General features: G+C 61.2%; 21 protein-coding genes. 15 read left to right on the top strand and 6 right to left on the bottom strand.

Annotated elements, in window-relative coordinates; all coding sequences use genetic code 11:
* Nucleotide 1: 1 nt before the first annotated feature.
* The 5 genes from FGKAn22_RS11345 to FGKAn22_RS11325 all read right to left on the bottom strand — a co-directional run bounded on the left by FGKAn22_RS11345 (nt 2) and on the right by FGKAn22_RS11325 (nt 4,568).
* Nucleotides 2–781, bottom strand: coding sequence for an ABC transporter permease (locus FGKAn22_RS11345; protein ID WP_212785743.1), 780 nt, complete (start codon nt 779–781; stop codon nt 2–4).
* Between the two features lie 15 nt (nt 782–796).
* Entirely contained in the window at nt 797–1,642 is an 846-nt protein-coding gene (locus FGKAn22_RS11340; protein WP_212785742.1) for an ABC transporter permease, read from the bottom strand.
* 88 nt (nt 1,643–1,730) lie between these two features.
* Nucleotides 1,731–2,801, bottom strand: coding sequence for an ABC transporter substrate-binding protein (locus FGKAn22_RS11335; RefSeq protein WP_212785741.1), 1,071 nt, complete (start codon nt 2,799–2,801; stop codon nt 1,731–1,733).
* Between the two features lie 30 nt (nt 2,802–2,831).
* The gene (locus FGKAn22_RS11330) at nt 2,832–4,337 is read right to left on the bottom strand and encodes a hypothetical protein (protein ID WP_212785740.1); all 1,506 of its coding nucleotides are present in this window, start codon (nt 4,335–4,337) and stop codon (nt 2,832–2,834) included.
* A gap of 42 nt (nt 4,338–4,379) precedes the next feature.
* Nucleotides 4,380–4,568 (bottom strand): hypothetical protein, encoded by a 189-nt coding sequence (locus FGKAn22_RS11325; RefSeq protein WP_212785739.1) that lies wholly within the window; start codon nt 4,566–4,568, stop codon nt 4,380–4,382.
* Nucleotides 4,569–4,874: 306 nt separating this feature from the next.
* Here FGKAn22_RS11325 and FGKAn22_RS11320 point away from each other — a divergent pair, with 306 nt between their 5' ends.
* From FGKAn22_RS11320 to FGKAn22_RS11255, 14 genes are all read left to right on the top strand, one after another.
* Nucleotides 4,875–5,351 carry a rhodanese-like domain-containing protein gene (locus FGKAn22_RS11320; protein WP_212785738.1) on the top strand — a complete coding sequence of 159 codons (477 nt, stop codon included), beginning with the start codon at nt 4,875–4,877 and terminating at the stop codon, nt 5,349–5,351.
* A gap of 41 nt (nt 5,352–5,392) precedes the next feature.
* Complete coding sequence (locus tag FGKAn22_RS11315; protein WP_246487402.1) at nt 5,393–7,729, top strand: DUF1549 and DUF1553 domain-containing protein; 2,337 nt, start codon at nt 5,393–5,395, stop codon at nt 7,727–7,729.
* 20 nt (nt 7,730–7,749) lie between these two features.
* Entirely contained in the window at nt 7,750–9,195 is a 1,446-nt protein-coding gene (locus FGKAn22_RS11310; protein ID WP_212785737.1) for a DUF1501 domain-containing protein, read from the top strand.
* 25 nt (nt 9,196–9,220) lie between these two features.
* On the top strand, nt 9,221–9,604 hold the full coding sequence (locus FGKAn22_RS11305) for a hypothetical protein (RefSeq protein ID WP_212785736.1): 384 nt from the start codon (nt 9,221–9,223) through the stop codon (nt 9,602–9,604).
* Nucleotides 9,605–9,607: 3 nt separating this feature from the next.
* Complete coding sequence (locus FGKAn22_RS11300) at nt 9,608–10,189, top strand: peroxiredoxin (protein WP_212785735.1); 582 nt, start codon at nt 9,608–9,610, stop codon at nt 10,187–10,189.
* Nucleotides 10,186–10,821, top strand: coding sequence for a c-type cytochrome (locus tag FGKAn22_RS11295; RefSeq protein WP_212785734.1), 636 nt, complete (start codon nt 10,186–10,188; stop codon nt 10,819–10,821). Before FGKAn22_RS11300 ends, FGKAn22_RS11295 begins: the two co-directional genes overlap by 4 nt.
* Before the next feature lie 156 nt (nt 10,822–10,977).
* The gene (locus FGKAn22_RS11290) at nt 10,978–12,621 is read left to right on the top strand and encodes a PepSY-associated TM helix domain-containing protein (protein ID WP_212785733.1); all 1,644 of its coding nucleotides are present in this window, start codon (nt 10,978–10,980) and stop codon (nt 12,619–12,621) included.
* 45 nt (nt 12,622–12,666) lie between these two features.
* Nucleotides 12,667–14,253 (top strand): SMP-30/gluconolactonase/LRE family protein, encoded by a 1,587-nt coding sequence (locus FGKAn22_RS11285; protein WP_212785732.1) that lies wholly within the window; start codon nt 12,667–12,669, stop codon nt 14,251–14,253.
* A gap of 15 nt (nt 14,254–14,268) precedes the next feature.
* Complete coding sequence (tatA, locus tag FGKAn22_RS11280; protein ID WP_212785731.1) at nt 14,269–14,454, top strand: Sec-independent protein translocase subunit TatA; 186 nt, start codon at nt 14,269–14,271, stop codon at nt 14,452–14,454.
* Nucleotides 14,455–14,466: 12 nt separating this feature from the next.
* The gene (locus FGKAn22_RS11275; RefSeq protein ID WP_212785730.1) at nt 14,467–15,165 is read left to right on the top strand and encodes a cytochrome b/b6 domain-containing protein; all 699 of its coding nucleotides are present in this window, start codon (nt 14,467–14,469) and stop codon (nt 15,163–15,165) included.
* Nucleotides 15,166–15,208: 43 nt separating this feature from the next.
* Nucleotides 15,209–15,673: a c-type cytochrome gene (locus FGKAn22_RS11270; protein ID WP_212785729.1), complete on the top strand. Its 465-nt coding sequence runs from the start codon at nt 15,209–15,211 to the stop codon at nt 15,671–15,673.
* Between the two features lie 219 nt (nt 15,674–15,892).
* The gene (locus FGKAn22_RS11265; protein WP_212785728.1) at nt 15,893–16,384 is read left to right on the top strand and encodes a rhodanese-like domain-containing protein; all 492 of its coding nucleotides are present in this window, start codon (nt 15,893–15,895) and stop codon (nt 16,382–16,384) included.
* Between the two features lie 28 nt (nt 16,385–16,412).
* The gene (gene cysK / locus FGKAn22_RS11260) at nt 16,413–17,387 is read left to right on the top strand and encodes a cysteine synthase A (RefSeq protein WP_212785727.1); all 975 of its coding nucleotides are present in this window, start codon (nt 16,413–16,415) and stop codon (nt 17,385–17,387) included.
* Between the two features lie 124 nt (nt 17,388–17,511).
* A complete protein-coding gene (locus FGKAn22_RS11255; RefSeq protein ID WP_212785726.1) occupies nt 17,512–18,252 on the top strand; it encodes a 2OG-Fe dioxygenase family protein in 741 nt (246 codons plus the stop codon).
* A 56-nt stretch (nt 18,253–18,308) separates the two neighbouring features.
* On the opposite strand, the gene FGKAn22_RS11250 is transcribed toward FGKAn22_RS11255, so the two are convergent.
* Nucleotides 18,309–18,506 (bottom strand): hypothetical protein, encoded by a 198-nt coding sequence (locus FGKAn22_RS11250; protein ID WP_212785725.1) that lies wholly within the window; start codon nt 18,504–18,506, stop codon nt 18,309–18,311.
* 501 nt (nt 18,507–19,007) lie between these two features.
* Between FGKAn22_RS11250 and FGKAn22_RS11245 the strand changes: the two genes are divergently transcribed.
* Nucleotides 19,008–20,012: a sulfate ABC transporter substrate-binding protein gene (locus FGKAn22_RS11245; RefSeq protein ID WP_212785724.1), complete on the top strand. Its 1,005-nt coding sequence runs from the start codon at nt 19,008–19,010 to the stop codon at nt 20,010–20,012.
* Nucleotides 20,013–20,017: the final 5 nt, after the last annotated feature.

Raw genomic sequence — 20,017 nt, 5'->3', positions numbered from 1 at the left:
GTTAAGCCTTGTCGCCGCGCCAGACCAACAGCCTGGCTTCGATACGTGCCGCGATGTGGTTGAAGAATGCGCCGACCAGACCGATGATCAGCATGCCGAACACGATCAGTTCCACGTTGAACGCCGCCCGTCCCTTGATGACGGTGTCGCCCAGGCCGGGATCGGCGGTGACCAGCAGGAATTCGGCGCCGATGGTCGCCATCCACGCGTAGATCAGCGCAAGATGCAGGCCGGTGAGTATCTGCGGCGTAGCTGCGGGCAGGATCAGTCGCGTGACGGATTGCCAGCGGGTGAAGGCATATACCCGCGCCACTTCGAGCTGGGTGCGCGGAATGCCTCGCACTCCCTCAAAAGTATTGATGGCCACCGGGTAAAAGGCAGAAAGTGCGATGAACAGGATCTTGGCGCTGTTTCCGGTGCCCAGCCAGCTCGAGATCAGCGGCAGCCAGGCGAACAACGAAATGTGCTTCAGCGTATTGAAAGTCGGGCCGACGATGCGCTCGGTCCAGCGCGACAGTCCAAGTACGATGCCCAGCAGGATGCCGGCCGCGCTGCCGATCGCAAAGCCGGAGAGATCGCGCGTCAGGCTAGCCGCCACTGCTTCCAGGAAATTCCCGTGCGTCACGTACTTGTACGCCACTTGCACGACCTTCTCGGGCGGCACGATCAGTTTGGTGTTCACCCATTCCAGCGCGGTGACGGCATACCACGCGGCGAGCAGCCCCGCGGGCAATGCCGCGCCGCGCCAATCGCGATTGCGGATGTTGTGTATCAGGCTCATTTCTCTTGTTCCCTTCTAATGTGCGGTATGCAGCCGTCTTTGCAGGCTCGATTCCAGCCAGCGCAATACAAGGTCCAGCGTGACGCCGACGATGCCGATCACGATCACGCCGACGAACACCAGGTCCAGTTGCATCAACTGCCGTCCCCACACCATCAGGTAGCCGAGGCCTTCGCTGGAAGCGAGCAGTTCGACGAAGACCAATGCGAGCCATGCCTGCATGATGCCCTGGCGGAAGCCGCTGAACAGGCTGGGCAGCGCGGCGGGCAGCACCACGCGCAACAGCACCTGGCGGCGGCTGAAGTGGTACACCTGCGCCACCTCCAGCAGATTGCGCGGGATGTTGACGATGCCCTTGTAAGTCGCCACCGTCACCGGCACGACGACGGCGATGGAGATGGCGGCGATCTTCAGCTCCTCGTCGATGCCCAGGAAAATGATCAGGATGGGAATCCAGCCGACGACCGGGAATTGCGAGAACACCTCGAAGCTCGGATACAGGTAAGCGCGAGCGGTCTTCGACAGGCCCATCGAAAATCCCAGCAGCCAGCCGATGGCGCTGCCAGCCAACACGCTCCAGCTTATGCGTGTGAGGCTGACCGCCAGATTGCTGCTAAGGTCGCCCGAGTCCCAGAGATCCTGCAGGGATTGCCACACCAGTTCGGGCGGCGGCAAAAGCTGTATGGCGATCCATTCGTGGATTACTGCGAATTTCCAGAGACCCAATATCGCCAGCGGCAACAATAAGCCGGCAGCGCCCCAGCTCAATCGGGTGGCGAAGCTGCAGGCGGACAGGAGCATGGGTTGCAGCCATTTGGGTGTGGTCGGCCAGTAAAAGGCAGACCTTGTTGTATTGCTCATTGATTACCTCTGCTTCAATGCACTTATTTGCGTAAAGCACGGAGACGTCAGCGCGTCCCCATGCTTCATTCGACGATCAGTTCACCGATTACTTCTTGACGTTGCCGTCCTTGTCGTACTCATCCCAGTAGTGCTCCAGCTTCAGTTCCTTCAGGGCCGCATTCAGGTATTTCGGCTCGATCCAGCCGTCGATGCTCACATCGCGGCGCACCAGCTTGAAGTGCTTGGTCTCGTCGATGGATGCCTGCAGGCGGTTCACGTAATACTCGTCCAGCAAGGGATTTATGCGCTCGCGCAATTTGTATTGCTTCCAGCTTTCGACATAGTCAGAGTAGGTGTCGGTGGCCTGGCGCGACCACATCTTCATGATCTCGGCGCGGTGTTGTTCGTCCGAGGCCCACTTGGCTTCCTTGACGATAGTGGTGACGACGCGCTGCACGATGTCGGGGTATTTCTTTTCGAACTCTTCGCCCACCCAGAACGTGCTGACGCTGGTGAGCTTGGGGTCGCGAGGAATGCTGAACAACACCCGCGCAACGCCGCGTGCGACCAGGTCGTAAGGCCGGGTGATCGCGCCGTCGATGTCGCCGGTGGCCAATGCGGCCTTGATGGTGGCGGCATCGAGGCTGACCACTTTGAAGTCGCGTTCGGTGAAGCCGTTGCGTTCCAGCACGCGCGCCAAAGTCAATTGACCCGATGTCCCTTTGGTCACGCCCAGCTTCTTGCCTTTCAAGTCGGCCAATGTCCTGGCTTCGGAATTGGCGGGCACCACGAAAGAGGTTTCGCCGAACCGTCCTTGTCCCAGGATGATCTTGTGCTTCAGTCCGGTAGAGCGTCCAACGACCAGCGGCAGGTCGCCATGAGTAGCGAAGTCGATCAGGTTGTTGGCGAACTGCTCGTTGGTGGCCGGTCCCGCGCCCACGTTGAAGAACCACTTGACCTTGATGCCGTCCTTCTTGAATTCCTCTTCCAGTGCGCCATGCAAATGCGCCGTTGCCAGCGAACTGCCGCCGGCCAATGGTCGGCCGCCTGAGCCCGCGCTGGAAAATGCGATGCGGATTTCCGTGGGTTTTTCTGCCGCCTGTACGGTTGGTGCGGCCAACTGTAGCAGCGCCAATGCGCCCAGCAACCAGGAGAAACTTTTAACTTTGGTTTTCATGTGATGTTCCGAGTTTGAGTTGCGAATAAATCAAAAGCCGTACTGGAACTGGGCAATCAAGTCCCGGTATTTCGGCGTGGCAGTGTTGCGGTACTGGTAGCTGTTCACATTGACCTGGAGCTTGGTCGTTTCGGCAAAGAACAGGTTGAAGCCCAGCGTGTAAATGTCGGTCCTGGCGGTGACGTTCGCGCCTGTCGCGGCATTGTTCGCCGTGTTCGGATCCCAGCGGTCGATACGGAAAAACGGCTGGTAAGTCTTCGGCCACCAGTCGTCGTATTTTCCCTGACCGGTTCCGTTGGACGACTTGAGCCATTGTTCGCCCCAGGTGTAGAACAAGGTCAGCGTTTGTCCGACGGATTTGACCCGGCCGATCCGGCCGGTATTGGTTGCGGCGATATTGCTTGCCGTGGCGGGGAGCGCGGCGTTGGTCACGAACGTGTCGTCGCGCCCGGTCGCGTACTCGTAGGTCGCACCGAAGGGCAGGTGGTTGTAGTAGATATCGAAGCCGTAGCGGTCGCTGTTGCCGTCGCTCGCCGTGGCGGCGGTCCCTGCCAATATGTTCTTGACGCCGCGCTGGTACGACACGCCGATCTTCAATTCGCGCAACCAACTGGTGTATTCGACCGGCGCAGTGACCGCGACACGTGCCAGGTAGTCCTTCCTAGAATTGTTGTCCGACTGGTTCGGGCCGCTGCCGTTGACGACGCCCACCGCATATTCGAGCAACGGTGCGCGGTAGTTGAAACCGTAGTCCACATAGGGATCGTAATCGCCGCGCAGGATCACGCCGATCTGGCGCGTGCCCACGCCCAGCCCGGCGACGAACTGGGCGTTATTGATGGCAGGCTTCAGTTCGTCCGTGGTCTGCGCTTCCAGTCCGAATACCGTCTGTTGCTGGCCGAAACGCAGATTGAGGTTTGCGTCTTCCAGTCCAGTGACGGCGGGGTTGATGAAGTTGTACTGGATGTAGGCATCTTGCAGGTTGAAAGTGCTGGTGCCCGCTGCCGCCGTGGTTGTGGCAGTCGACTTCGCATAGCCGAACCCGACCTTGTAATCGAGGTTATGGCCCTCCCCATAGTCCTTGTACAGGCTGCCCGCGAAGGCGAGGGTCGCCAGCGGAATGTCGAAGCTCGAGTAGCGCGGCGTGGATTGAGTGGTCGCTGCCCCGGTTGTTTTCGGACTATTCGTCGAGTTGAAGCGCACCTGCACATTTCCGGAGATGGTGGTGCCGCGCTTGGTGATCGGCGTCTTGGTGTCGCGCGTGCGCTGGTTGTCGTACTTGTGGTTTTCCAGGTCGGCGCGCAGGCCATCGAGTTCGTCTTTGGTGACGAACTCTTCCTTGGGGGGCGCATTGTCCTCATGCGCCTCTGTTTTTTCCGCCTTGGCCTGCTGCTTTAAGGATTGAACGATGCTCTTCAATTCTTCGATCTGCCTCTGCAGATCTTCCGTCGTGGGCGGCGCGCCGAAGCTTGCTTCCGCATAGCCGAACAGCGCCAGCGCAAGAATTCTGTTGCTTGCTTTCAATGTGAATTTCAATTTATTCCTCTGCTTCGTTAATCGTTCACGGCAACGCCGGATTCAATTTCCATATGCGTCGCGATCCGTCTTGATGCTCATACCTCTTGAAGGTGCTTGCTTGTTCAGCACGAACCATGCCATCTGCTGAAAGGCTTGTTGAATCAGGCATTGCAGGTGGAACGGTTTCGGAGGGGAAATAAAAACTGCTGCTTGTGCAGCAGGATTGCCCGGCGGGGTGCGCAAATCCACGCACTTTCACAAGGCCTGTTGCGCTTTGAACACCATCCGCATTCAAGCTGCTGCGTTCCCAGCAGAGGGGCGGCAGATTCATGTTTTTCTTTTCCCGGAATGGGCGTGCATGCAGGCGGATGTGTGCGCGCAAATCAAGTAACGGCGCGCCTTTGCAGATGTCGCCGGGTGTTTCGTATGGCGATTGGCACGATAGTTGCCTATATGTTTGCGACGCGATGTTTCGGCCTGCATCGATCCGGGTTTTCCCGGTAGTGGTCGGTGGTAGTTGCGCAAATCCATTTACTCGATATGAAAGTGAGAATCATGAAGACGCTGAAAAAATTGTTCGTATTTGCCGTGCTGTTGCTTTCGACATCGTTCGCCTTTGCTGCGGACACCGTCGCCCCCAAGGCCGACGAACAGCCCTGGACATACAAGACGCAACGCCTCAGCCGCGTGCAGCTGGACAAGCTGCTCGGTCATCCCGAGAAGCTGCTGTTCATCGACGTGCGACGTCCCGACGAAGTGAGCAAGGTGGGCGGCTTCCCGATTTACCTCAGCGTGCAGGCGAAGAGCATCGAAGAGAGCCTGGACTACATCCCCAAGGGGCGCACCATCGTTACCGTATCCAACCGCGCGCATCGCGCCGGTGCGGTGGCGGACTTCCTGAGCGCGCATGGTTACAAGGTGGCCGGTGCGGTCGGCACCAAGGACTATGAAGAGCAAGGCGGAACCGTGACCAGGATCGCGGTCCCGGCGCCCAAACCGGCTGCGACGCCCGCACCTGCAGCGGCCAAATAGGCCATCGCAAATCCAAACATCTTGAAATTCAGGAGCAACAAATGATCGGAAAAAAACAGGTTTATCTCGCGGTGCTGCTGGCGCTGTCTGCGACCGCCGGAGCGGCGGCCGCAGAAGACAAGGCAGCAGCCGATGCCGCCAAGGCGACGCGCGCCACGCCGGCGAAGCTGTGGTCGTGGCAACCGGTGCAGCAGGTTGCCGTGCCGCAGGTGAATCAAAAGAACTGGGTGCGCACTCCCATCGATGCGTTCGTGCTGGCGAAGCTGGAAGCGAAAGGTATCAAGCCGTCGCGCGAGGCGGATCGCGCCACTTTCATACGCCGCGCCACGCTCGACGTGTGGGGCGTGATCCCGACTCCGGAAGAGGTCAGGGCCTTCGTCGCCGACCGTTCGCCCGATGCCCATGAAAAACTGGTGGATCGTCTGTTGTCGTCGCCGCATTACGGCGAGCGCCAGGCGCGCCGCTGGCTCGATCTTGCGCGTTACGCCGACAGCACCGGCTTCCAGAACGACACCACTCGTCCCAACATGTGGCGCTACCGCGATTACGTGATCGGGGCGTTCAACGAGGACAAGCCCTATGACCGCTTCATCAAGGAACAACTGGCGGGCGACGAGATTGCGCCGAACGACCAGAAAGCCCTGATCGCCACCGGCTTCCTGGCGGGCTACCCGGACAACTACAACTCGCGCGACCTGATCCAGCGCAAGTACCAGATCACTACCGACATGGTGGACACCATGGGCAAGGCGTTGCTGGGCACGACGCTGGAGTGCGCGCGCTGCCACAACCACAAGAGCGACAAGATATCGCAGAAGGATTACTTCTCCTTGCAGGCGTTCTTCGCCAACACCAGCGTGAACGAAAAAATCCTCGCCGAGAAGGCCGAGCAGGAAAAACAATTCGAGGCCGCGCAAGCTCGCTATCAGGAAGCGACCAAGGGTATCCGCGACAGGCAGAAGGCCATCCTCGACGCCTATCGCGAGCCCGGCGTGAAATACCACAAGGAGCGTTACCTGACCGACAGCCAGGAAGCGATCTTCAAGGCCGAGAAGGACTGGACGCCGCTCGACCGCTGGGTCAACCACCGTCTGGAGAACGTTTCCAGCGACCGCGATATCGAGTCTTACCTGAAGCGCGTGGGCGAGGACAAGAACCACCCGCAATACACGCCTGAACTGGCCGCGAAATGGGGCGAGTACCAGAAGCTGGCGGCCGAACTGAAGAAGTTCGACCCTCTCAAGCCCGAGTCCGGCTCCAAATATGTGTCGGCAACGACCGAGCTGGGCCATCCCGAGGCGCCGCCGACGTTCATTCGTTTCGGCGGCATACACGAGCGCCCGACGGAAGAAGTACAGCCGGCTTTCCCGGCGTCACTGACCGACGAAAAGCCGGTCATTTCGCCGTCAGCGACTTCTTCCGGGCGCCGCACTGCGCTGGCGAACTGGATCGCCAGCGGGAAAAATCCGCTGACTTCGCGCGTGTTCGTCAACCGAGTGTGGAACCTGTATTTCGGCACCGGCATCGTGCGCACGGTCAGCGACTTCGGCAAGGCGGGCGAGAAGCCGTCCAATCCGGAATTGCTGGAATACCTAGCGGACAACTTCGTCAAGGAAGGCTGGAGCGTGAAGAAGTTGCATCGGCAGATCCTGCTGTCGAGCACTTACCGCCAGGCGTCGGAACATCGTGCGGATGCGCATAAGGCCGACCCGGAAAACCGATTGCTCGCGGTGTTCCCGCGCAAGCGCTTGGAGGCGGAAGAGATCCGCGATTCGCTGCTGGTTGCCTCCGGGCAGATCAACGACAAGATCGGCGGCCCCTCGGTACTCCCGCCGCTGCCCGGCGCGATGGTGGCGGGCAACAACACCTTCGACGGCAACCCGCTGTGGAAGGTGAGCAAGGACCAGCGCGAATGGAACCGTCGCAGTATCTATGTTTTTACGCGCCGTAGCGTGCCGTATCCGCTGCTGGAATCGTTCGACATGGCCAACCCCAATATCGTGCACAGCAAGCGCGATGTGACCACCACGCCGTTGCAGGCACTGACCCTGTTCAACAGCGAGATCGTGTTCGGCTGGTCTCAGGCATTGGCGGGCAGGGTGATCAACGAAGCGGGCAAGGATGAATCGGCTCAGATCGACAGGCTCTACCAGCTTCTGCTGGCACGTGCGCCGGACAAGGCCGAGAAGACCGAACTGCGCGCCTTCCTGAACAGCCAGGAAAAGGTCATCAAGAGCAAGGCCAGCGACGGCAAGTTCGCCGTCAACCTGCCCACCGGCCTGAAGGACGGACAGGCGGGCGACCCGATCCGCCTCGCCGCTTTCGTCGATCTCGTGCACGCCGTGGCGAACTCGAACGAATTCACTTATCGCTTCTAACATTCGAAAAGGAACACATTATGGAAAACAAATCGCGCCGCGATTTTCTGATCAAAGCCGGAGTCGGCCTGGGGGGTGTCGCCCTGAGCGGTTTCCTGCCCGGCGGCGGATTCTTCTACGCACCGGCGGAGGCCGCCACGCCGTTCGATCCGCTTGCGCCCAAACAGCCGCACTTTCCGGCCAAGGCCAAGACCGTCATCTGGCTGCACATGGACGGCGCGCCCAGCACGCTGGACCTGTTCGATTACAAGCCGGAACTGGTCAAGCGCGCCGGGCAGTCGGTGCCCGCGGAGTACACCAAGGGCATCAAGACTTTTACCCAGGGCGGCGTCGGCAAATTGTTCGTGTCGAACAAGCGCACCTGGAAACAATACGGCGAGAGCGGCGCGTGGTTCTCCGACCTCGTGCCCAACCTGGCGCAGCACGCCGACAAGATCGCCTTCATCAAATCCAGCGTGACCATCGGTGCGACGCATGACATCTCCATCCTGAAGCTGAACACCGGCGACGTGAACCCGGGCCGTCCCTCGCTGGGCGCGTGGGTGAGCTACGCACTCGGCTCCGCCAATCCAGATCTTCCGTCCTATGTGGTGCTGTACAACGACAAGCAGGAGCCGCGTGCCGGTTCGGCGAACTGGAACTCCGGCTTCCTGCCTGCGGTGTACCAGGGCACAGCCTTTCGTCCCGGCGACTCTCCCATCCTTCACCTGGACCGTCCGGGATATATCGCGGCATTGGAGCAGCGCAAGTCGCTCGACCTGCTGAAGAAGCTAAACGAGAAGAATGCTGCACGCTACCCGGACGACACAGAGCTGCAGGCACGCATTCGTTCCTATGAACTGGCCGACCGCATGCAGACCTCGGCGCCGGAAGCCGTGGACATCTCCAAGGAGTCCGAGGCGACCAGGGAAGCCTACGGCCTGAACGACGAAGCGACCAAAAGCTACGGTACCGTGCTACTGCGCGCGCGCCGCCTGGCCGAGCGCGGCGTGCGCTTCATCCAGGTGGTGTCCGGCCCCGCCGTGCCGGAAGGCGAATTCCGCAATTGGGATGCGCACAGCAAGCTGGAAGAGAACCATGGCCACAACGCGAAGATGGTGGACAAGCCCATCGCTGCGCTGCTGGCCGATTTGAAGGAACGCGGCCTGCTGGATTCGACGTTGGTGGTGTGGACTTCCGAATTCGGCCGTACGCCCTGGGGCGAGAGCGGCGACGGGCGCGACCACAATCCCTGGGGCTACACGCAGTGGATGGCGGGCGGCGGCGTGAAAGCGGGCACCACCTTTGGCGCGACCGACGACATCGGTTTGCAGGCGGTCGGCAAGACGGTCGATACCTACGACCTGCACGCGACCGTGCTGCAACAGTTGGGGCTGGATCACCTGAAAGTGACCTTCCTCAACAGCGGACGTTCGGAACGACCGACCGTGGTGTACGGCGAAGTCATCAAGGACCTGCTGGCCTGATTATCGAAACGTGGATGCAATCGATATGAACAGGAAGATATTTCATTTCATCTGGATTTCCGCCCTCCTGAGCGGCAGTGTGCTGGCCAGCCAGGTCACTGTCGACGAGGATTCCATGCAGCTCATGGACGACAGGAACAAGAGCCTGTCGTCCAACATCGCGCTCAAGGATGCCTCCAGCGCGAAGGAGGATGCCCGCGCGCTGGCCGAGATGTTTGCCGATGTCGAGACGTACTTCGCACAGAAGGGCAAAGGCGATGCGGTGGACTGGTCGAAACAGAGCCGGGAACTGTCGGCGGAGATCACCCGCTATGTGGCGGCGAACGATTTCGACCATGCCTCGCAATCGGCAGTGACCTTGTCCAAGACCTGCAAGGCCTGCCACCAGATTTACAAGACCGAGGATTGAAAGATGAAAAATCTGTTGTTGTCTTTCCTGCTGATGGGCGCATTGTCCGTACCGGCCTGGGCCGCACTGCAGGAAGGCGAAACCGCTCCGGGCTTCGAGGCGCAGGCTTCGCTGGCCGGCAAGGCATTCGGTTATTCGTTGCAGGGTGCGCTGAAGAAAGGACCGGTGGTGGTGTATTTCTATCCGTCTGCCTACACCGGCGGCTGCAATGTCCAGGCGCACACCTTTGCGGAGAACTACGACAAGTTCAAGGCGGCGGGGGCGACCATCGTCGGCGTGTCGCTCGACAGCATCGCGCGCCTCAACGACTTCTCCGCCGACCCGCAGTATTGCGCGGGCAAGATCGCGGTCGCTTCCGATGCCGACGGCAAGATCGCCAGGGCCTACGAGGTGAATGTGCGTGAAGCGGCAGCGGGCAGGAAGGATACGCGCGGCGTCGAGATCGGCCACGGCTTCGCCGAGCGCACGACCTTCGTCATCGGACGCGACGGCAAGATTGCTGCCGTGCTGGGCGGGCTGAAACCGGCGGAACATGTCGAGCAGGCGCTGGCGGTTGTGCAGAGCCTGATCGAGAGGGAGTGGTGAGCCGGGAGTTCGCGCGCCTCGCTGCCGTTGCATTCATCGTATTCATGTTGCCCGTTGCGGCGTTGTCTGCGCCATCGGACGGACAGGGCGACGCCGCTTCTGGCAAGTGGAAATCTCAAGCTGAACTCTGCCAGGAGTGCCACGGCGAGGATGGCAACAGCCTGTCGATGTCCACGCCCAAACTTGCCGGACACCCCTCCGCCTATCTTGCCAAACAGTTGGACGATTTCCAGTCCGGCGCGCGCAAGCATGTCGTAATGAGCGAGATGGCCGCCAATCTGGGTGAATCCGACCGTCTCGACATCGCGGCCTACTTCGCGGGCCGCAAGCGGACGCCCGAGCCGGACAAGCTGCCCAGCCTGATGGGGCGCGACCTGTACCTGTACGGCGACATGGAGCGCGGCATCCCGCAATGCGCCAACTGCCACGGCGAGCGCGGACAAGGTGCGACGGCACGCGGCATGGGCTTCCCGGCGCTGGCCGGACAGCACCGCACCTACCTGCGCATCCAGCTCCTCAAGTGGCGCATGGGCGAACGCAGCAACAGCCCGGACGGCGTGATGAACCGTATCGCGCGGGAATTGAGCGACGACGAAATCAACGGCTTGGCCGAGTACCTGTCCGGACTGTGAGTGGGATGCACGCATTTCAACAGTTGTGCGGCGCGTCTGCTGGCCATGCAGCAGCGCAAGGGGGCTGTCCGCCGCAGCAGCCCCGGATTTCCGGCCTTCGCGCCGTGGCATCAAAGTTGCTGAAATGGATTTGATTTCATATTGGAGAACGAAGCGATGAAGCGTTTGTTATTCGAGATACACCGTTGGGGCGGCATCGCGCTGGCCCTGTTCATGGTGCTGTGGTTCTTTTCCGGCTTGCTCATCGTATTTGCCGAGCCGCCCACGCCGACGCGTGCGCAGCAACTGGCCCATGCCGAGACACTGACGCCGGAAACCGGCTGGCTGAGCGCGGGTGCGGCATGGGACGCCAGCACGGAGCAGCGCAAGGAATTCCTCCGGCTGCGCACCCCGGCCAAGCCCGCGGCCAACGGCAATGCGTCGGCGTCGGGCGAGAAAAAATCCACGCCCGCCGTCAACGGCATTGTCGATGCGCACCTGGTGCGCCAGGGCGGCGAACCGCTGTGGCTGGTCGAGGACGGGCGCGGCCAGCATCTGGCGTTGTCCGCACTGGACGGCTCGCTGCATGCCACCGATGCCGGTCAGGCGCTGAAGATCGCGCAGGTCTGGGCGGAGCGCGACGGCGCCAGGCCGGTGAGCTACGTCGAGACGCTGGACAAGCCCGCCATCCTGCGCAACCAGGACAACCTGCGCCCCTTCCACCGTATCGCCATCGAAGATGGCGCGGGCAGCGAGTTGCTGATCTCCGCGGTGACGGGCGAAGTCGTGCATGCCTCCACGCGCATCCAGCGCGGCCTGTACTGGGCCGGCAACTGGGTGCACTTGTTCCGTCCGCTGGAACTGGCGGGAGCGAGCAACGACACCCGCGTCGAAGTGCTGAAGTGGACGGCGTTCGTCGCCGTGGTCGCGTCGCTGACCGGCCTGGTCGTCGGCTGGTTGCGTTGGCGTCCCGGCTGGTTCGGCAAGAAGACTTACTCCGAGGGGCGGGTGCACCCCTACCGCAATGTCTGGTTCAAGTTGCATTTCTGGGGCGGACTGACCGGTGGCGTGTTGGCGCTCGCGTGGGGGCTCAGCGGATTCCTGAACAACAATCCGTGGCAGTTGTTTTCGCCGGCCAACCCCGGCAAGGAAGAGTTGAAGCGATATGCCGGCGGCGAAGATCCGTCCGTCGCGCAATCATGGCGGCCGACGGCGCTGGTCGGCGCCGAGGCGGATGTGGTTGAACTGGCATGGCGCCGACTGGGCGATGAAACGGTGCCGCTGGCTTACACCCGCGATGGCCGCCGCCTGCCGCAGGCGAGCGACGGCGCCGGATCCCGTTTCGGCGATGCCTCGTTGCTGGCTGCCGTGCATCGCCTGGCCGGCGATGTCCCGGTGGCATCGCAAACCCTTTTGCAGGAATACGACAACTACTACTACCTGCGCCACCACCGCGACGTGGCGGATCGTCCGCTGCCGGTGCTGCGTGTGGAACTGGCCGATGCCGCCGGCACGCATCTCTATATCGATCCGCAGGATGGCCGCTTGCTGGCGAAGCAGGATCGCAGCCGCCGCGTGTTCCGCTGGCTCTACTCGGCGCTGCACCACTGGGATTTCGGCTGGCTCTACCAGCGCCCGCTGTGGGATGCATGGATGGTGGTGTGGGTGTTGCTGGGACTGGTGCTCAGCGTCAGTGCCGTGGCGATAGGCTGGAAACGGCTGCTGCTCACTTTCCGCCGCAGGCAGCAGGATGTCCCCGATCCGGCTGCGCTGAGCGTGGCCGACTCGACGAAGTTGGCTACGGAGAGTCGGGCAGGATGAAAGTCCCTCCCGATCTATTTCAGTTATTACAAGCGAAGAGAAAAAATGAAGAAGAGTCCATTTGTAGTTTGCGCATTGCTGTTGAATCTGTCCTGCGCCTTTGCGGCGGATGCACCGGCGCCAGCCGCACCGGTGAAAGCCCCGGTGCAGCCGTTGAGTTTTTTTGTTACCAGCCAACCGGTCGGCAAGGGCGCCGATCTCGGCGGGCTGGCGGGCGCCGATGCGCATTGCCAGAAACTGGCTGAGGCCGCCGGTGCGGGTAAACGGGTCTGGCATGCTTACCTCAGCACGCAGGCGGCGAACGGCCAGCCTGCGGTGAACGCGCGCGACCGCATCGGTTCCGGTCCCTGGTACAACGTGCGCGGTGTGCAGGTCGCCAGGGATGTCGCCCACCTGCACGGAGATGTGATCGAGTCCGCGAGGCTGGGCAACAACCTGAGCCGCACGACGGCGCTGACCGAGAAGAACGAGCCGGTGAAGGGGGCGGGGGACAAGCCGAACGAGCACGACATCCTCACCGGTTCGCAACCGGACGGGCGCGCGTACACCGATGCCGCGGATCATACCTGCGGCAACTACACCAGCAGCGCGGCGGAAGGTTCGGCCCAGGTCGGCCACTTCGACCGTACCGGCGGCGGCAACATCTCGTGGAACTCCGCGCACGGCAGCCGTGGCTGCAGTCAGGAAAGCCTGGTGAAGACGGGCGGCGCAGGCCTGCTGTACTGCTTTGCCATCGCCAACACGGAAGAAACTGCGACGCCGGCGATTGACGGCGTAGTTGCCGCAGGAACGAAGATCGAACTCATCAAGGATGGATTCGAAGGCACGGAAGGCCCCATCGCATTGCCGGACGGCAGCTTGGCCTTTACTGAGACGCGCGCGAACCGCATCACGCGCATCGCGGAAGACGGCGCGCTGTCGACCTTCCTGGAGAACAGCAATGGTTCGAACGGGCTGGCCTTCAACGCGGACGGCGAGCTCGTCACGGTGCAGGTGCTGAATCCGCGCGTCGGCATCGTCTATCCGCAGGGCAAGGAGAAGGTGCTGGCCGACCAATTCGAGGGCGTGCCCTTCGTGCGTCCTAACGATCTGGTGCTGAGCAAGCGCGGCGATATCTATTTCACCGATTCCGGCGCTGCTCCCGCAGGACAGCCGCAAATCACGCCGCGTCCTGCGGTCTATCGCATCACGCCCAAGGGCGGGTTGTTGCGCATCGCCAATGATATCGAGCGTCCCAACGGCATCCAGCTGAGCCCGGACGAGAAGGTGCTGTACGTCGCCAATACGCTGGGTGAATACATCCTTTCTTACGACGTTGCCAGAAATGGCTCGATCAGCGGAAAGAGAAATTTCGCGAAGCTGGCGGGTTTCCGCAAGACCGATAACGGCGGCTACTCCAGCGGAGCGGACGGCCTCGCGGTCGATGCGAAAGGGCGGCTCTACGTGGCCTCGACGGCGGGCATCGAAGTGTTCGATGCGAAGGGCGCAGCGCTCGGCATCATCCCGCTGCCGAAGCAGCCGCAGAACCTGGCATTCGCGGGCAAGGACAAGAAATCGCTCTACGCCGTCGGGCGCGGTTCCGCCTACCGCATTGCAGTGCTGACCCCGGGTTTCACGGGACGGGCGAAATAGGACAAGGAGACAGACATGGGTTCGTTAAGCATCTGGCATTGGTTGATTGTGTTGCTGGTTGTGGTGCTGGTGTTCGGCACTAAAAAGCTGGGCGGCCTCGGCAGCGATCTGGGCAGCGCAGTGAAAGGTTTCAGAGATGGGGTGCGCGGCGAAGGGGCTTCGGCTACCCCGCAGGAGCCGCATGTCATCGATCAGAGATAAGCGGGGCGCAAAATGTCAGTCAGCATTCAAGTCTGGGATTTACCCTTGCGCATGTTCCACTGGCTATTGGCGCTGGCCGTGGCGGTTTCCATCGTCACCGGGGAAGTAGGCGGCGAGCTGATCGATTGGCACGGACGCATCGGCGTGCTGATCCTGGGACTGCTGGTATTCCGTATCGTCTGGGGATTCGTCGGCTCGACGCATGCGCGGTTCGCCGATTTCTTCCCGACGCCCGCCAGGATCGCGGCTTACCTGAAGGGGCAGTGGCAAGGCCATGGGCACAATCCGCTGGGCGCGCTGTCGGTGATTGCCCTGCTGGGGGCGCTGGCGGCATTGGTGGGCGCGGGCCTGTTCGCCAACGACGACATCGCGTTCCAGGGGCCGTTGTCCGGTCTCGTGGACAAATCGCTGAGCGACAGGCTGAGCGGTTTGCATGTGCTCGTATTCAAGGTGCTGGCGGGACTGATTGTCTTGCACATCGCGGCCATCGTCTTTTACGCCAGGGTCAAAAAGCGCAATCTGGTCGTGCCCATGCTCACCGGCAAAAAGTCGGTTCCAGAAGATCTGGCGGTTCCTGTTTCAAAGGCTGGAATGCTGCGCTTCCTGGTCGCATTCGCGGTTTCCGGTGTGGCGGTTTGGGGCGTCATCAGCGGGGTGCAGTACCTCGATCCCGTGCAGTCTGCACCCGCCGTCGCCACGCCGAATTGGTAGTCGTAGTGCTGTTCATTTTTATCTAACCATAGAGGAGTCGTAAGTGAAATTCAAATTAGCATTGGCAGTATTCGTTGCGGCGGCGAGCACGGCCGCAATCGCAGGACAAGCCGAAGACCAGCAGGTCAAGTTCCGCCAGTCGGCCTATTCGTTCGCCGCCTGGAACTGTTCGAAGATCAAGAGCCAGGTGGTCGAACATCCCGAGACCTACAACAAGGAGCAGGTCGTCGCCGCCGCGAACTCGGTCGCTGCAGTGGCTAATTCCGGCTTGGGCGCACTCTACGGCCCTGGCACGGACCAGGCCACAGGCTGGAAGAAATCGCGCCTGAAGCCGGAATTCTTCGACAAGCCGGAAGATGCGAAAAAGGCGGCAGTCGCCTTCAACAAGGAAGCCAATGAACTGGCGAAAGTGGCTGCGACCGGAGATGTCGGCGCAATCAAGACGCAGTTCGGCAAGGTCGGCGAGACCTGCAAGAGCTGCCACGACAGTTTCCGCATCCGCGATTAAATTGTTGGCTGCATGGATTGCGGAGGGAGCGTCCTGCTTCCTCCCGCCCTGCTCCCCCTCGCTCCATCCTTGGCGCATATATTCCATATTCGTCATTGCTTATAGATATTTATTATTTATTGTTCTAAGCAGAAAGTAATACGATTCCTTCCGTCGCCGACCAGGGCGCGTTCGCACGCTTGCACGTTCCCGCCGGTCGGCATGTATAAAGGAGGTCGTATGTCCGTTGCTACCCGGAGTTCACATCACGAGACGCATAGCGCTGTGCATGCGTTGCACGGCTTCGTTGCCGAATCCGTGTTCGCTGCCGCACGCGAGATCGCGCAGGAAGACGGTTTGCGATATGCCGGCGACGTCACGCCGCAGGAGGCGTGGGCGCTGTTTTCTTCCGGCGCGGCCAAACTGGTGGACGTGCGCACCGCCAGGGAATTGCAGCGCGTCGGGAGGGTGCCGGAGGCCAGTCATGTGGAGTGGCTTACCGGCGCCGGAATGTCGCAGAATCCACACTTCATCGACGAGCTGGAATCCGCAATCGGCACGGACGACGTGGTGCTGTTTCTTTGCCGCAGCGGCAAGCGTTCGGTAGCGGCCGCGGAAGCTGCTACGTATGCAGGTTTCCGTCATGCCTTCAATGTGCTGGAAGGTTTCGAGGGCGACGGCAGCCCGCGGCAAGGGTGGCTGAACCACGGCCTGCCTTCGGTTCACGATTGATTCACGTTCATTTCACAGGAGAGAAAATATGGCCAAGTGGTCAGCAGACAATTCCCAGTCCATCGGTAACACGCCGCTGGTCAAGCTCAACCGCATCCTCGACGGCGCGAAGGCCACCGTGCTGGCCAAGATCGAAGGGCGCAACCCGGCTTATTCGGTGAAGGACCGCATCGGTGTGGCGCTGATCGACGATGCCGAGAAGCGCGGCCTGCTGGGGGCGGGCAAGGAACTGGTCGAGCCGACCAGCGGCAATACCGGCATCGCGCTGGCCTTCGTCGCCGCCGCGCGCGGCATCCCGCTGACGCTGACCATGCCGGAAACCATGAGTCTGGAACGGCGCAAGCTGCTGGTGGCGCTGGGCGCCAAGGTGGTGCTGACCGAGGGTCCGAAGGGCATGAACGGCGCCATCGCCAAGGCCAGGGAGATCGCCGAGTCCGATCCGAAATATGTCTTGCTGCAGCAATTCGAGAACCCGGCCAATCCGGCGATCCATGAGGCCACCACCGGTCCGGAGATCTGGGATGCGACCGACGGCAACGTCGACATCTTCGTGTCCGGTGTCGGCACCGGCGGCACCATCACCGGCGTGTCGCGCTACTTCAAGAAGACGCGCGGCAAGCAATTCCGGTCCGTGGCGGTCGAGCCCTCCGCCAGTCCGGTCCTGACGCAGAAGCGCAACGGCGAGGAACTCAAGCCGTCTCCTCACAAGATACAGGGCATCGGCGCGGGCTTCGTGCCCGGCGTACTGGATCTGTCGCTGGTGGACGACATCGAGCAAGTCAGCAACGAAGATGCGGTGCTGTATGCCCGGCGGCTGGCGCGCGAAGAAGGCATCCTGTCCGGCATCTCCTGCGGCGCAGCGGTGGCGGTCGCGGCACGCCTGGCACAACGCCCGGAGAACGCGGGCAAGACCATCGTCGTCATCCTGCCGGATTCGGGCGAACGTTACCTGAGCTCCATTCTGTTCGAGGGTCTGTTCGACTCGGCCGGTTTGCCGCTATGAGAGGCAAGGCTTCGGGGCTGATCGAACCAAGCTTGAAGGAGTGTGGCAAACTGTGCGGCATCGTGCCGCGGTAAACGCGGCTCGTTGACGTAATATTGTGTGCGCAACCCGAGAGACCCCCGCAATGACTACCGCGATGCTTGCTCCTACCTATATCAACCCGGCATATCTCTCCGAGGCCCTGAAGGTTCATGGCCATGGGGTGCTGAGCTCGTCAGGAGTCGGCTCATTTGTCGGGCGCCCGCTGTCCGAATTGGAATCGCTGAAAGCGGATTGGGACGACCTGCCGCTCGACAACTTTCTCAGGGATGGCGGGCGCTACCGGCGCCGCCGGCATTCCAGTTTTGTCGTCGAGGGGGAAAGCGTGAGGCAAGTGCCGCACCGCGCGCATTACCAACCCCTGGAATACAACGCGCTGCACGGCGGCATGCTGCGCATGTTCGAGCCCATCGCCGAAAACACTGTCGCACAGCCGGTATGGCAGGAATTGTTGCGGGCCATCGGCCGCGTCTGTTCTGCCGTCAAGGGCGAACGCCCGTGGTATGTGGAAGCGCACCAGTTCCGCATCGATACCAGCAACGGCATCGGGCGGCCGACGCCTGAAGGCGCGCACCGCGACGGCGTGGATTTCGTCGCCATCCTGCTGGTGGCGAGGGAGAACATCCGCGGCGGTGAAAGCCGCATCTTCGAATTCAACGGGCGGCACGGACAGCGCTTCACCCTGAGCGAACCCTGGACGCTGCTCCTGCTCGACGATCAGCGCGTCATCCACGAGTCCACGCCGATCCAGCCGACGGCCGAAGGCGGGCATCGCGATACCCTGGTGCTGACTTTTCGCTCGGGTGGTTTCCTGGAGCCTGCCTGATTCGCGCCGTGGGTCTCCTGTTCTTCAGGAGGCCGCACGGTTTTAATTGGACTATCTCACTTAAGCACATCCGCCGCGGTCAACGGCGCTCCCCGCCTCAATGCCTGCTGGATGAGCGCCTGTATCCTTCCATTCGCAAGATCGTCCAGCCAATCGGGAGGCGAGCCGAAACGGCGTTCGTACAGCTGCAATGCGTCGCTGAGTTTTGGGCGGGCGGTTTGCCCTGCTGCGGATGACGATGCGATGTCCAACATGATGGTTCCTTTCCCTCTGGTTATCCGGCGTGGCCGGCTCCGGAGGGGCGGAGCGAGCAACGCTTTAGCCGGAATTTATATGCCGCCCCGGAAAGTTGTCGGTTAAATCCGGCGGCTTGGCTGCCTCGATGTCGCAGCCGTGAAATCGGTCACCCTTTCTGAAAAAGGGGGCGCCCCGGGAGGGCGCCCTTAAGGGAGGAGAAAACATGAAAGTTGTCTGCTTTCATGTCCGCATCTTATGGAAACATCCTGCGATTGCGAACCAATATCTTCAGCAATCGATAGCAGAAATTCATATATCGCCATCGATCGAAACGCGCGGCTATCCGGTGCTTGCGGAGCAATACGCATATGTTATTGCTGTCGTGAGAGCAATCGGCCGTATATAAGATATGGCTATAAACAAAGCAGTAAATATTCTTTTGTGCTCGAAACGGGATTGGATAAAGTGCGCTCCGCAAACGCGCTTTGCGCACCGTTAACCAATATCTGGAGAGAACAATGAAAGCACTTCTGCCGAAGTCCTTGTCCCTGCTGGCTGTTGCAGCCGCCTTTTCCGCATCGGCATTCGCCGCGGAGGTGAAGATACTGAACGCCTCCTACGACGTGTCGCGCGAGTTCTACAAGAACTACAACCCGCTGTTCATCAAGCAATGGAAGCAGAAGACGGGCGATGACCTGACCGTCAACCAGTCGCACGGCGGTTCCAGCAAGCAGGCGCGCGCGGTGGTGGATGGCCTGGATGCCGATGTGGTGACCATGAACCAGTCCATCGACGTGGACATCCTCGCCGAGAAGCAACTGATCCCCGCCGATTGGGCGAAACGTTTGCCGAACGGCAGCGCGCCGTTCAGTTCCACTTCGGTGTTCCTGGTGCGCAAGGGCAACCCCAAGGGCATCAAGACCTGGAACGACCTGGCGAAGTCCGGCGTGTCGGTGATCATCGCCAACCCCAAGACCTCGGGTAACGGGCGCTACGCCTACCTCGCCGCCTGGGGCTCGGTCATCAAGCAGGGCGGCAAGCCGGCACAGGCCAAGGATCTGGTCGCGAAGATATTCGCCAACGTGCCGGTGCTGGAGACAGGCGGTCGCGGCGCGACCACGACTTTCGTGCAGCGCGAGATCGGCGATGTGCTGGTGACCTTCGAGAACGAAGTGGGCCTCATCAAGCAGGAATACGGCACGGACAAGTTCGACCTCGTGTATCCGCCGATCAGCATCGTGGCCGACCTGCCGGTGAGCGTGGTGGACAAGGTGGTGGACAAGCGCGGCACCCGCAAGGTGGCCGAGGCTTACCTGCAGAACCTGTACTCGCCTGAAGCGCAGGATCTCGCTGCACAGTACGAATTGCGTCCGCGCGACGCAAAGGTCGCCAAGAAATATGCCAAGACATTGCCGCCGTTGAAGCTGTTCACCGTAGACGAGGTGTTCGGCAGCCTGAAGCAGGCCCAGGCAGAGCACTTCAAGGACGGCGGCGTGTTCGACCAGTTCTATACCAGGAAGTGAGTCCG

The sequence above is a fragment of the Ferrigenium kumadai genome, from assembly GCF_018324385.1.
GTDB lineage: Bacteria > Pseudomonadota > Gammaproteobacteria > Burkholderiales > Gallionellaceae > Gallionella > Gallionella kumadai.
This window is presented reverse-complemented; position numbering and strand designations above follow the sequence as displayed.

Bases quoted from the DNA above. Each gene is read 5' to 3' on its own strand.
- FGKAn22_RS11345 (WP_212785743.1), bottom strand. From the start codon at position 781: ATGAGCCTGATACACAACATCCGCAATCGCGATTGGCGCGGCGCGGCA.
- FGKAn22_RS11340 (WP_212785742.1), bottom strand. From the start codon at position 1,642: ATGAGCAATACAACAAGGTCTGCCTTTTACTGGCCGACCACACCCAAA.
- FGKAn22_RS11335 (WP_212785741.1), bottom strand. From the start codon at position 2,801: ATGAAAACCAAAGTTAAAAGTTTCTCCTGGTTGCTGGGCGCATTGGCG.
- FGKAn22_RS11320 (WP_212785738.1), top strand. From the start codon at position 4,875: ATGAAGACGCTGAAAAAATTGTTCGTATTTGCCGTGCTGTTGCTTTCG.
- FGKAn22_RS11315 (WP_246487402.1), top strand. From the start codon at position 5,393: ATGATCGGAAAAAAACAGGTTTATCTCGCGGTGCTGCTGGCGCTGTCT.
- FGKAn22_RS11310 (WP_212785737.1), top strand. From the start codon at position 7,750: ATGGAAAACAAATCGCGCCGCGATTTTCTGATCAAAGCCGGAGTCGGC.
- FGKAn22_RS11305 (WP_212785736.1), top strand. From the start codon at position 9,221: ATGAACAGGAAGATATTTCATTTCATCTGGATTTCCGCCCTCCTGAGC.
- FGKAn22_RS11300 (WP_212785735.1), top strand. From the start codon at position 9,608: ATGAAAAATCTGTTGTTGTCTTTCCTGCTGATGGGCGCATTGTCCGTA.
- FGKAn22_RS11290 (WP_212785733.1), top strand. From the start codon at position 10,978: ATGAAGCGTTTGTTATTCGAGATACACCGTTGGGGCGGCATCGCGCTG.
- FGKAn22_RS11285 (WP_212785732.1), top strand. From the start codon at position 12,667: ATGAAGAAGAGTCCATTTGTAGTTTGCGCATTGCTGTTGAATCTGTCC.
- tatA (WP_212785731.1), top strand. From the start codon at position 14,269: ATGGGTTCGTTAAGCATCTGGCATTGGTTGATTGTGTTGCTGGTTGTG.
- FGKAn22_RS11275 (WP_212785730.1), top strand. From the start codon at position 14,467: ATGTCAGTCAGCATTCAAGTCTGGGATTTACCCTTGCGCATGTTCCAC.
- FGKAn22_RS11265 (WP_212785728.1), top strand. From the start codon at position 15,893: ATGTCCGTTGCTACCCGGAGTTCACATCACGAGACGCATAGCGCTGTG.
- cysK (WP_212785727.1), top strand. From the start codon at position 16,413: ATGGCCAAGTGGTCAGCAGACAATTCCCAGTCCATCGGTAACACGCCG.
- FGKAn22_RS11255 (WP_212785726.1), top strand. From the start codon at position 17,512: ATGACTACCGCGATGCTTGCTCCTACCTATATCAACCCGGCATATCTC.
- FGKAn22_RS11250 (WP_212785725.1), bottom strand. From the start codon at position 18,506: ATGTTGGACATCGCATCGTCATCCGCAGCAGGGCAAACCGCCCGCCCA.
- FGKAn22_RS11245 (WP_212785724.1), top strand. From the start codon at position 19,008: ATGAAAGCACTTCTGCCGAAGTCCTTGTCCCTGCTGGCTGTTGCAGCC.